Origin of the sequence: Pseudomonas sp. NPDC089407, assembly GCF_044900445.1 — a bacterium.
GTDB lineage: Bacteria > Pseudomonadota > Gammaproteobacteria > Pseudomonadales > Pseudomonadaceae > Aquipseudomonas.
In genome coordinates, this window is sequence record NZ_JBJDNB010000002.1 from 245,608 (window position 1) to 255,754 (window position 10,147).

Genomic DNA, 10,147 nt, shown 5'->3' on the forward strand with positions numbered 1-10,147 from the left:
AAAAAGGGGTTAGAAACTGCTCTGGATCTTCAGGCCGCCGATCAGGGCGCCATCGACTTGCGACACCCCGCCCGGGTGGCGGATGTACTGCAGGTTGGGGCGTACCGTGAGCCAGTCGGCCAGATGGATGCCGTAGTACAGCTCGGCGCTGTACTCGGTGTCCTGCACAGGCAGGAAGCCGGGGTTGTCGTAGTCGTCGAGGCCGGCGGCCTGGTTGGCCAGGCGGGCGTTCTTGCGGTAACCAGGGTTGACGTGCACACGGGCCAGGGCGAAACCGATGTCGTCCTTGGCGCGGGCGTCGAAGGGCCCTTTGTATACCAGCCCTGCCTGTACATAGTTGTCGATGGCATTGGTCTTCTTGTCGTGCACCGTGGCGTTGGCGAACAGGCTCAGGCCGCGCGACTGGTCGGATGCCAGCGATGTCACTTGCTGCTGGGCGCCGATCCACAAGCCGTGCTTGCTCGAGTTGCTGCGGTAAGCGGCGCCGCTGAGGGCTGCGGGCTGACCGTTGCTGTCCTTGAGAACATCTTGTGCCTTGGCATTACTGTAGTAGTAGCCGGCGCGATATTCCCCTTTCAGACCTTGGATACGTGGGCTCCATACCAGTTCGATCGGCATTACTGCGCCCTGGGTGCCGCTGCCGCTGAGCTTGAAGCCGTTACCCGATTCGAGATTGGAGGGGTTCTGTTCGAACACGCCAACCTGAGCGTACAGCGCGGGGTTGAGGTTGTAGCGCACGCGCAGGGCCCACTGGCTGACCGGCCAGTTGTACCAGATGCCACCCACCCAGTTACCGACCTGCGAGCCGCAGAAGGCCAGGTTCTGGAAGTCGCAAGGGAAGCTGTTGAAGTCCTCGCCTTCACCGAAACGGCCGAATTTCACGTCCAGTGCGCCATCGAAGTACTTCTGCTTGATCCATAGCTGCGTCAGCCGCCAGGTTTCGCCGCGGCCCCAGACTTCCTGGGCGGAGGTGAAGCCGCCCACGCGCGGGTCGTTGATGCGGTCGTTGCTGATGTTGTCGCCATGGCGCTCGGTGACGGTCAACTGCAATTCGGTGTCTTGCCAGCCGAGGATCTTCTGCAGGTCCAGGTGGCTGCCGAAGGTGAACTGGTCGCTGTAGCGCGCGGTGCGGTCGTGGTCGTAGCCGCCGTGCAGGTTGCTGCCCATCTCGCCGGTGTAGCCGAGGGTGAAGTCGTAGCCTTGTTCCAGCAGCTGGCTGCGGGTACCGCCCCAGTCGCCGAGCATCCAGGGTGAGTCGCTGGCGAACATTTCGCTGGCGCCGACGGGGGTGGTCAAGGCACTAAGGGCAAGGCCGATGTAACAGGTTTTGGGCAGTTGGAGCATGAGATAGCGCTATCTTCTGATTATTGAAAAAACGGCAAGCGCATCGAAGGCAGGGGCCCTTCGATGGATATGGCGACTAAGTGGTCTGAGTGAAGCGTTTCAGCTTGCGGCGGGGAGGATATAGGGGAAGTTGTAAGAAAAAAAGACAAATTGTCGCAGTTGATTGTTGCTCACTAAGTAACAATTGACTTGCAAGGGGCTGCTTTGCAGCCCAATCGCCGGCAAGCCAGCTCCCACATGATCGCGTTGCACTTGCGGCAGAAGCAGTATCTGTGGGAGCTGGCTTGCCGGCGATTGGGGCGCATAGCGCCCCCGTGATTTCAGAAGGTGGTACGCAGGCCCACTTCCACGCTACGCCCCGGCGCCGGCGCAATATCACGCAGGATCGAGCTGGCGTAGCGCACGGTCTGGTCGGTCAGGTTTTCCCCGCGTACAAACGCGAGCCACTGGCTCTGGCCAACTTCGAAGCGGTAGCCAACGCTGGCGCCCAGCGTGGTGTAGCCATCGGTGCTGGTTTCGTTGGCTGGCTTGCGGTGCTGCGATGCCGCGTGCTGTACGTCCACTCGCGCCTGCCAGCGGTCCAGTTCCCAGACCAGGCCGCTGCGCAACCGCAGTGGGGCGATGCGGGGGAGTGGCTCGCCGCTGTCGAGGTTCTTGGCCCGGGTGTAGTCACCAGACAATTCCAGTGCAAAGCTGCCATACCGGTTCTCGACCAACTGCCAGCGGTCCTGGGCCTCGATGCCGTAGAAGCGCGCCCGCACGCCCTGGTACTGGTATTCCGGGAAGCCGTCGTCGTGATCATGGTCGTGGTCATGGTCATCTTCGTCATGCCCGTGGTCATGCCCGCCTTCGCGCAGGTTGCCGGTACCGATCAGGCCGATGTAGTTGCGGAAGTGGCTGTAGAACACCCCGACGCTGCCTTTGTGCGTGCCATTGTCGAAACGCAGGGCCAGGTCGGCAGAAATGGCTTTTTCCTTGTTCAGGCTGGCATCGCCCACTTCAAAGGCGCCGGTGGCCACGTGCGCGCCGTTGGCGTACAGCTCGTAGAAGGTAGGGGCACGCTCGGTGTAGCCGAGGTTGGCCGCCAGCGACCAGGTCGGGTCGAGCTGGTACACCGCGCCCGAGGACAGGCTGAAGGCGTTGAAGCTGCTGGCGCTGTCGGCGTCGACGAAGTTCTCGTTGCCCTTGGCGTCCGGGTCTACACGCGTGTGTTCCATGCGTGCGCCCAGGCTCAGGTTCAGGCGCTCGGTGGCTTGCCACTGCTCAAGCATGAACAGCGCCAGGCTGTCGGTATTGGTGTGCGGAACGAAGGCTTCCTCGCCCAGGGCAGAGAATTCATTGCGGCTGACCTGCGCACCAATAACCCCTTCCACAGGCCCGAGCGGCTGATGGCGGGCTTCGATACGCGCTTCGTAGCCTTTGTTCTTGAAGGTGGTGTGCACCTCGCCTTCTTCGATTTCGCTGTGTTCGTAGTCGGTGTAGCCGGCATCGAGCTTGACCGAACTGAACGGGCCGTCGAGGTCGCGCAGTTCGGAGGCGAAGGCGTAGTGGTCCTGTTTCATGTCCAGGCGCACGCCGGATTCGGCCACCGAGCCATAGTTGCTGTCGTAGCGGCTGTATGACAGGCCGGCGTAACCGTGGTCCCAATGGTAGGCACCACCGATGGCGCCGCCGTCCTGGCGCCCATCGCTGTTTTCCAGGCGGTGCTTGCTGCCGGGTTCGTCGGCATCGCGCACCTTGGCGCTGCGCGCGTAGCCAGGGATGCGCAGGTCATTGAACTGGCGGCTGTTGGCGTCCAGGTGCAAGGCGAACGCGCCGTTGCCGGCCTCCAGTTTACCGGCGCTGCTGCGGGTGGTGTCGGCGCCGCCGTAACGCAGTTCGCCGGCACCGTGGATGCCCTCGATCGGCGAGTCCGGAATGCGGTTGTCGAAGGTATTGACCACGCCGCCGATGGCGTTGCCGCCATACAGCAGGGCGGCTGGGCCCCGGACGATTTCGACGCGGTGGACGGTCACCGGGTCCAGCGGTACGGCGTGGTCATAGGACAGCGACGAGGCATCCAGTGCGCCTACGCCGTTGCGCAGGATGCGGATGCGGTCGCCGTCCAGGCCACGAATAACCGGGCGGCTGGCGCCAGGGCCGAACCAGGTCGAGGCGACACCGGGTTGTTTGTTCAGGGTTTCGCCCAGGCTGCCGTGCTGCTGTTGCAGCAGGTTGTCACCTTCGAGCACGGTGCTGGGCGCGGCCAGTTGGCGGTTGCCCAATGGGTTGGCGGTGATGACCTGGGGTTCGAGTTCCACGGCCTGGCTGGGTGATGCGGCCAGCCAGAGCGCGACGGCAACGGGGGAGAGGCGAAGCGGTGTGTACAGCATGGGAGTGGGGCGCTCCTTGGCAGATGCTTTTATAGTGTTACAACATAACATAACTATTTCAGCACAGAGGTTTTGCCCGTGGCCAGCAGTTTTTCTGTCTACTTGCCTGATCCCACCCGCCACTACACTCGTGTAAGGTGCGCATCTTTCCTACGGAGCACAGCATGAGCACGGCCCAACACAACGCGCTGCACGGCAAGACCCTCGAACAGATCCTCACCGAGCTGGTGGCGCACTACCAATGGCAGGGCCTGGCCGAGCGCATCGACGTGCGCTGCTTCAAGAGCAACCCGACCATCAAGTCGAGCCTGACCTTCCTGCGTAAAACACCCTGGGCGCGGGAAAAGGTCGAGCAGTTGTACGTGAAGCTGCAGCGTCAGGCCTGACATGCCGCGCCGCCCCTGGCTGACCGGCATGGCAGTGCTGGGCTGGTTCGGCCTGGCCGTGCAGGTGTACCTGGTGCTGCTGGCGCGTTGGCAGGAGCAGGCCAGCCTGATTGGCGGCCTGATCAATGTGTTCGGCTATTTCACTGTGCTGACCAATACCCTGGTGGCGACGGTGCTCAGTTATGCGGCGTTCGGTCATGAAGGCCGTGCCAGGCGTTTTTTCCTGTCGCCGTCGGTGAGTTCCGCAGTGGCTGCCAGTATCGTGCTGGTAGCGCTGGCGTACAGCGTGTTGCTGCGGCACCTGTGGCAGCCGCAGGGCTGGCAGTGGCTGGCGGACGAGTTGCTGCATGACGTGATGCCGGTGCTGTACGCCTTGTACTGGTGGTGTGAAGTGCCCAAGGGACGGCTGCGGTTATGGCACCTGGCGCCGTGGGCGCTGTACCCGGCGGTTTACTTTGGCTATGCCCTGTGGCGGGGGAGCGAGATTGGCGTGTATGCCTACCCGTTCATCGATGTGGCGAGCCTGGGGTATGGGCGGGTGATGCTCAATGCCCTGGGGGTACTGGCGGGGTTCTGGGGGATCGGGCTGGTGTTGCTGGGACTGGACCGGTGGCGTGGCATGCAGAGGCTTGCTTAGCCTGTTCCGGCCCTATCGCCGGCAAGCCAGCTCCCACAGAGATTGCACAGGGCCTGACGGCAATGCGATCGGTGTGGGAGCTGGCTTGCCGGCGATAGGGCGCGTGCAGGCAATACACAATTATTCGTCTTCCGCAGTCCCGTCAGCCCGCCAGTAGGCCGCAGCCTTCAGCGCATCTTCCGGCACACCTTTCTCCAGCAATATCGCCTTGGCCTGGCGGGTGAGTGCCTTTTCCAGCGCCACCCAGCCGTACAAACGGCCTTGCGGCAAGGTCAGGTTCTTCACCAGTGCCAACAAGTCTTCCTGCTGTCGACGCACCCAGATCACTTCCACCTGCGCCTTGCTCGGCAGCGGCTGGCGTTCCTGTTCGTCCTCGATCTGGATCACCGCCAGTACCTGGCGGCCTGCGGGCAACTCCTCCAGCCGCCGGCCAATCGCCGGGATGGCCGTCTCGTCACCAATCAGCAAGTAGCTGTCAAAAATATCCGGCACCACCAGCGAAGCCCGTGGCCCGGCGATGTTCAGGGTTTGCCCGGGTGCGGCCTGCGCGGCCCAGGTAGAGGCAGGGCCGTCGCCGTGCAAGACGAAGTCGATGTCCAGCTCATTGACCACCAGATCAATGCGCCGTGGCGTGTATTCGCGCATGGTTGGCCGTGCGCCGCCCTCCTTGCCCAGGTTGCGCGCCTCGATGGCCTGTTGCTGCTCTGGCGTTTCGCCGAACAGCAGCTTGATATGGTCGTCGCTGCCCACGCTGGTGAAGCCCTGCAGCTCGGCACCACCCAAGGTGATGCGGCGCATGCGCGGGGTCAGGTCGGTAACCCGCAGCACTTGCAGGCGGCGCTGGCGGATCTCGTGGTTGACGCGGTGAATGCTGTCACTCATGGGGAGTCTCCCTGACAGGTTCGGCCGGCCCGGAGGCAATGGCCTTGGCGGTATGGTTGAGCAGGTCGCGGACCCGCTCGATTTCTTCTGCTGTCCAGCGGCCGCTGTGCATGTGCAGTGCGTGGCGCAGGTTGCCGACGGCTTCATGAATTTCTGGCGGGCGGTCGTGACCGCGCAGGGCGCGCTTGCTGACTTCGATGCGCATGCGCACGCCGTCCAGTGCCACAGCCTGCTCGGCCAAGGCGTTGCGACCGGCGTCGGTAATGGCATACAGGCGTTTGCTGCCCTGCACCTGGCCGCTGATCAGCTCGGCTTCTTCAAGAAAGTTCAGCGTGGGGTAGATCACCCCGGGGCTGGGGCTGTAACTGCCGTCGAACAGGTTCTCGATCTGGCGAATCAGGTCGTAGCCGTGGCCAGGCTGCTCGGCGAGCAGGTCCAGCATCAGCAGCTTGAGGTCGCCGGGGGCGAACACGCGGGGGCCGCGCTCGCCACGGCCGGGGCGCCGCTCGAAGGGGTCATGGGGGGCATGTTCGCGCATAAGGAAAGGGCTCCGTCGTTTGCGATATATCGTAAGATATTACTCAAGATATATCTAAAGACAAGCCCTTTAATGCAGATGATTATCATCTATCTGATCGATAGGTAGCTTTCCGGAGTAGCCTTGTGTCGTATTAGGGCCTGTGTGAAATCCCGCGCAACCCAATTGCTGCGCCTCAAAGGACTGAGTTCATGTAGAGTGTCCGCCCATCGACGGAAAGGAATTCTGTGATGGGAAAGCGTTATGAACTCTCGGACGAGGCGTGGGAGGCGGTCGCTGACCTGTTTACCGAAACCCACGTCAGAGGCAGGCCGCGCACCAGTGATCGACTGATGCTTGATGGCGTATTGTGGGTGCTTTGTTCGGGGGGCTGCATGGCGCGATATGCCCGAGCGTTTTGGGCCTTGGCCGACGGTCTACCATCGGTTTCGAGGCTGGCGGAACCAAGGAACATTCGATCAAATGCTCAGGCGATTGCACCTCAAACTCAATGATCAAGGTTTGATCGACTTGCAAACTTGGATGATTGACTCGACAGTTGCGCGGTCTAGTCGTGACTCATCTGGGGGGCACGTTGCCGTCCATGTAGCGCTGTAAATGGTTGCCGGCAAAGGTAATTACGCCGAGGTATTGCGCCGCCACTGTGACCGATATCGCAGCTGCCCGTCATCCCACTGCACACTATGAAGCACAACCCAAGCTCGGATACATAGACTGTTTGCCTCAAGTATTGACAGCGCGACGATTCGACGACCTTCCCAAAGCTTCGCTGCTATTGTTTTGATGGCATGTTCTATGCGGCCGACACTTTTTATACAGGGCTAGGGCCGCAAAGCAGCCCTAGTATGAATAAGTTTCTCAAATAATTTATTCATTCTCTGCCAAAGCTGAAAGGTATTTTGTCGCGTCGAGTCTAGGCTGCAGGTGGGCGCCTAAATTTTGCATGAATTTCTTTTGACTGGCTTATCATTTGAGAAAATCATGTGTTTAGGGTGTTTGAAAACTGTCGTGTAAGTTGTTTAGGCGGAGAATCAAGTCGTCAAAAGGAATGCCATGTTCCAAGCACGCTTTTGGAAAAAGGCTGTGACTAGTTAATCCAGGAAGCGTGTTGAGTTCAATTAAATGCGGTGTTGAGTTTTGGATAATAAAGTCTGCTCGAAAATAGTCGAGTTCTAGTGCTTGTGCAATGGCTAGGCAATTAACGTTTAGCTTTTGATGGCAGTTTTTCTCGAGAGTGGTAAGTGTGGCTGTTGTTTTCGTGGAGGTGAACTTGGCATCGTATGAAAAAAAGTCGTTTTCGAAATCAATTGTGTAAATGGGAAGTAAGTGGCCATAGTAGTAGCATACTGATAGCTCTGGCCCTGTAATGAATTCTTCGATGAGAACTCCTGTGTTAAATGCTTCGGCTCGTTTAACTGCTGTCAAAAAATCAACAGCATTGTCACGGACAAGGGAGACGCCAAAACTGCAGCCTTCGCGATTTGGCTTAACAATGCACGTAGTACCGAGGTGTGCCGTTGCTGCTTGAAAATCAATATTACATTTGGACTTGAAATATATGTAGTTTGCGACACTGATGCCTAAACCCTGTGCGATGTGCTTGGTAAGAAGCTTGTCCATACATACTGCGCTGGCTTGGGGAGAGGGGCCGTTGTAAGGCATCCCAAGGGCCTCAAGATAACTCTGAGCCATTCCATTTTCACCGAAGCCGCCATGGAGGGCAAGAAACACGCGGGTAAACTTACTAAGGTCTAGTTCGAGAAGTTCTTTAAAATTAGCTATCGTGAATGTTTCATGGCGGACCTTTGATTTCTTTAAGGAATTAGATACGGCATCGGCGGTCTGAAGAGAAACATCCCGTTCTGAGGAGTCGCCCCCAGTTATGATGGCAATATTGCTATTCATCTTAATTGCTCCTGTGAGAGGTCTGGCTCAATGCTGATATGGTTTTGCAAATGACTTCAGCTCCGTTACGGATTAGGTCAATATCCGTGTCGCTTGTGAATGAAAGGCGAATTGAACTGGTGGCTCTTTTCATATCATGCCCTATGCCCGTGATAACATGTGAAGGCCTTAAGTCATGAGCGTTGCAAGCTGACCCGGATGAGATGCATACGTGTCCAAGGTGGCTAATCAATGTTTCAGCTTGAATTCCGGTGATGGTGATATTAAGGATGTGGGGGGTAGATTTAAATCTAGGGGAGTTGGTCAAGTACGGTATTTTATAAGCTTTAAAAATCTCGAGGATCGCTGTTCTACGTTGAGAAGCAGCATTCCAAGAGTCACGATTGTTTTGTAGTTGTATACGGCGCGCAGCCGCACCGAAGCCGACTATAAGTTGTGTAGGTAGGGTTCCACTTCGAAGTGGTGACTGTCCACCGCCAAATGTAAGAGGTTGCAAGCGTGAGATTGCAGATTGAGAAGCATAGAGAATGCCGATCCCTTTTGGACCGCCTATCTTGTGCGCAGAAAACGAGGCGCAATCAACTCCAAGCTTTTTAAGGTTTATTGGGATTTTTCCTAATGCTTGGGCAGCATCGACATGGAATAATGTATGCGGGTTTTTATTGAGCGCTAATCTTATTTCTTTCAAGTTTTGAAATGTTCCTATTTCAGAGTTGACGTAGGAAATTGAAAGTAAGGTTGAGCGTTCGTCGAGCAAGCTGCTGAGATGATCGATATCTACCCGTCCGTTCGAAGTTACACGCATTTTACGGACTTCGATATTTCTTCGCTCTAATTCTTCTGCCGCGGCAAGGGTGGATTTATGATCTATGGGGCATACTATAATATTACTGCCTTGGTGTGGTTTCGTAGACCCAAGAATCACAATGTTATTGCTCTCGGTTGCTCCGGAGGTAAATATAAGCTCGCTTGTTCGGCAACCGAGCAGCTTTGCAATGGTTGAAGTGCTTTCGCATATAGCACATCTTGCAAGCCGGCCCATAAGGTGGGAGGAGGATGGATTTCCAAAGGTTGATTTGCTAAATTCGAGCATCTCCTGGATAACTTCATCTGAGCACGGAGTAGTTGATGCGGCGTCTAAGTAAATAATAGGTGTCTGAGGCATGGTGTATTTCTCAGGTTTCATAAGTGATGACTTGAGCACCTTTGGTGAAGATCTCCTCCGGTGTGAACTCTCCAGAGCCTCCCAAATCTGCTACCAATATGCTGACGGATTCGAAGTCATAGAGTGATAGTGCGATTTCAATGCCTTTTCGAATCGGCGCATGACATTCGCTTGGTGCAAAAATTACTAAGAGACGAGCGCCTGATTTATAGGCCTCAGAAATCAGTTCCGTTATTTCGCCCGCACAACCAGTCATGCCGCAACTGATTAGTGGTAAAGTTATACCTGAAGAGTCAGTGAATGAAATTTCTGACATTTCTGGTCTATCCGGTAGATACCGTTTTTCGAGTTTTCTCTGTTTAACTAAGCGCGCAGCCTCATTTCGAAAACGATTTTTAAGCCAAGTCTCAGGGAAACATATTGAGTGTTTCCGACTTTTGGCAAAGATTGTTGGTTGAAATGATGTTCGACGCTTCCAGTAATGAAAGGTAAGAGTCTGGCAGTTTTGTAAAGCGCTTGTAGAACTCGGCCCTGTAGTCTGTGTCGTTTGGCTCGCCCGGTATGTACTGCCAGTCGTTTATTAGAAGTATGAATTTCGCCGATATGTTGTTGGTAGTTAACTGGAGCTCGGCAAGTTTTATTGCAAGTTTCCACGTGTATGTAGGAAATATGCCAACACGAGATTTTACTTGTTCCTGCAGAACGGGATTTTGGATGTCTTCGAATATGCCCGGTACTAGGTGTTTGCCTTGAGGATCATAAAATAACATGAAGTGGCCAGCCATGACGTGGAGAGTGTCGAAGTTATGGCGACTAATGAAGTCGTGAATTTTTCCGAGAAGTGTTTTTTCACTAAACGAATATGATTCTGTTGTGGCTATTTTCCGCATATTATCAAGTCTCATGATGGGATGGTTG

10 protein-coding genes and 1 pseudogene are annotated in these 10,147 nt (G+C 56.4%); 3 read left to right on the top strand and 8 right to left on the bottom strand.

Annotated features, from left to right (window positions below; all coding sequences use genetic code 11):
• Positions 1 to 9: 9 nt before the first annotated feature.
• Both ACI2KG_RS03090 and ACI2KG_RS03095 read right to left on the bottom strand, forming a co-directional pair.
• The gene (locus ACI2KG_RS03090) at positions 10 to 1,344 is read right to left on the bottom strand and encodes a carbohydrate porin (RefSeq protein WP_404660737.1); all 1,335 of its coding nucleotides are present in this window, start codon (positions 1,342 to 1,344) and stop codon (positions 10 to 12) included.
• Positions 1,345 to 1,664: 320 nt separating this feature from the next.
• A complete protein-coding gene (locus ACI2KG_RS03095) occupies positions 1,665 to 3,716 on the bottom strand; it encodes a TonB-dependent receptor (protein ID WP_404660738.1) in 2,052 nt (683 codons plus the stop codon).
• 164 nt (positions 3,717 to 3,880) lie between these two features.
• Here ACI2KG_RS03095 and ACI2KG_RS03100 point away from each other — a divergent pair, with 164 nt between their 5' ends.
• Both ACI2KG_RS03100 and ACI2KG_RS03105 read left to right on the top strand, forming a co-directional pair.
• On the top strand, positions 3,881 to 4,102 hold the full coding sequence (locus ACI2KG_RS03100) for a VF530 family DNA-binding protein (RefSeq protein ID WP_003252112.1): 222 nt from the start codon (positions 3,881 to 3,883) through the stop codon (positions 4,100 to 4,102).
• A gap of 1 nt (position 4,103) precedes the next feature.
• Positions 4,104 to 4,739, top strand: a complete 636-nt coding sequence (locus ACI2KG_RS03105; protein WP_404660739.1) for a Pr6Pr family membrane protein — start codon at positions 4,104 to 4,106, stop codon at positions 4,737 to 4,739.
• A 120-nt stretch (positions 4,740 to 4,859) separates the two neighbouring features.
• Here ACI2KG_RS03105 and ACI2KG_RS03110 read toward each other — a convergent pair whose 3' ends face one another.
• A complete protein-coding gene (locus tag ACI2KG_RS03110; protein WP_404660740.1) occupies positions 4,860 to 5,621 on the bottom strand; it encodes a siderophore-interacting protein in 762 nt (253 codons plus the stop codon).
• Entirely contained in the window at positions 5,614 to 6,159 is a 546-nt protein-coding gene (locus ACI2KG_RS03115; protein WP_404660741.1) for a PadR family transcriptional regulator, read from the bottom strand. Before ACI2KG_RS03115 ends, ACI2KG_RS03110 begins: the two co-directional genes overlap by 8 nt.
• A 230-nt stretch (positions 6,160 to 6,389) precedes the next feature.
• Here ACI2KG_RS03115 and ACI2KG_RS03120 point away from each other — a divergent pair.
• Positions 6,390 to 6,726, top strand: a pseudogene (locus tag ACI2KG_RS03120) (transposase); the annotation flags it as partial.
• A gap of 420 nt (positions 6,727 to 7,146) precedes the next feature.
• On the opposite strand, the gene ACI2KG_RS03125 reads toward ACI2KG_RS03120, so the two are convergent.
• From ACI2KG_RS03125 to ACI2KG_RS03140, 4 genes are all read right to left on the bottom strand, one after another.
• Positions 7,147 to 8,064, bottom strand: a complete 918-nt coding sequence (locus tag ACI2KG_RS03125; RefSeq protein ID WP_404660742.1) for a D-alanine--D-alanine ligase — start codon at positions 8,062 to 8,064, stop codon at positions 7,147 to 7,149.
• Position 8,065: 1 nt separating this feature from the next.
• Entirely contained in the window at positions 8,066 to 9,250 is a 1,185-nt protein-coding gene (locus ACI2KG_RS03130) for a cysteine desulfurase family protein (protein ID WP_404660743.1), read from the bottom strand.
• Complete coding sequence (locus tag ACI2KG_RS03135; RefSeq protein WP_404660744.1) at positions 9,240 to 9,545, bottom strand: hypothetical protein; 306 nt, start codon at positions 9,543 to 9,545, stop codon at positions 9,240 to 9,242. The genes ACI2KG_RS03130 and ACI2KG_RS03135 overlap by 11 nt, the downstream gene beginning before the upstream one ends.
• Positions 9,546 to 9,636: 91 nt before the next feature.
• Positions 9,637 to 10,134 carry a hypothetical protein gene (locus ACI2KG_RS03140; RefSeq protein WP_404660745.1) on the bottom strand — a complete coding sequence of 166 codons (498 nt, stop codon included), beginning with the start codon at positions 10,132 to 10,134 and terminating at the stop codon, positions 9,637 to 9,639.
• Between the last annotated feature and the right edge of the window lie 13 nt (positions 10,135 to 10,147).

Coding starts and splice junctions, on each gene's coding strand:
- ACI2KG_RS03090 (WP_404660737.1), bottom strand. CDS start 1,344: ATGCTCCAACTGCCCAAAACCTGTTACATCGGCCTTGCCCTTAGTGCC.
- ACI2KG_RS03095 (WP_404660738.1), bottom strand. CDS start 3,716: ATGCTGTACACACCGCTTCGCCTCTCCCCCGTTGCCGTCGCGCTCTGG.
- ACI2KG_RS03100 (WP_003252112.1), top strand. CDS start 3,881: ATGAGCACGGCCCAACACAACGCGCTGCACGGCAAGACCCTCGAACAG.
- ACI2KG_RS03105 (WP_404660739.1), top strand. CDS start 4,104: ATGCCGCGCCGCCCCTGGCTGACCGGCATGGCAGTGCTGGGCTGGTTC.
- ACI2KG_RS03110 (WP_404660740.1), bottom strand. CDS start 5,621: ATGAGTGACAGCATTCACCGCGTCAACCACGAGATCCGCCAGCGCCGC.
- ACI2KG_RS03115 (WP_404660741.1), bottom strand. CDS start 6,159: ATGCGCGAACATGCCCCCCATGACCCCTTCGAGCGGCGCCCCGGCCGT.
- ACI2KG_RS03125 (WP_404660742.1), bottom strand. CDS start 8,064: ATGAATAGCAATATTGCCATCATAACTGGGGGCGACTCCTCAGAACGG.
- ACI2KG_RS03130 (WP_404660743.1), bottom strand. CDS start 9,250: ATGAAACCTGAGAAATACACCATGCCTCAGACACCTATTATTTACTTA.
- ACI2KG_RS03135 (WP_404660744.1), bottom strand. CDS start 9,545: ATGTCAGAAATTTCATTCACTGACTCTTCAGGTATAACTTTACCACTA.
- ACI2KG_RS03140 (WP_404660745.1), bottom strand. CDS start 10,134: ATGAGACTTGATAATATGCGGAAAATAGCCACAACAGAATCATATTCG.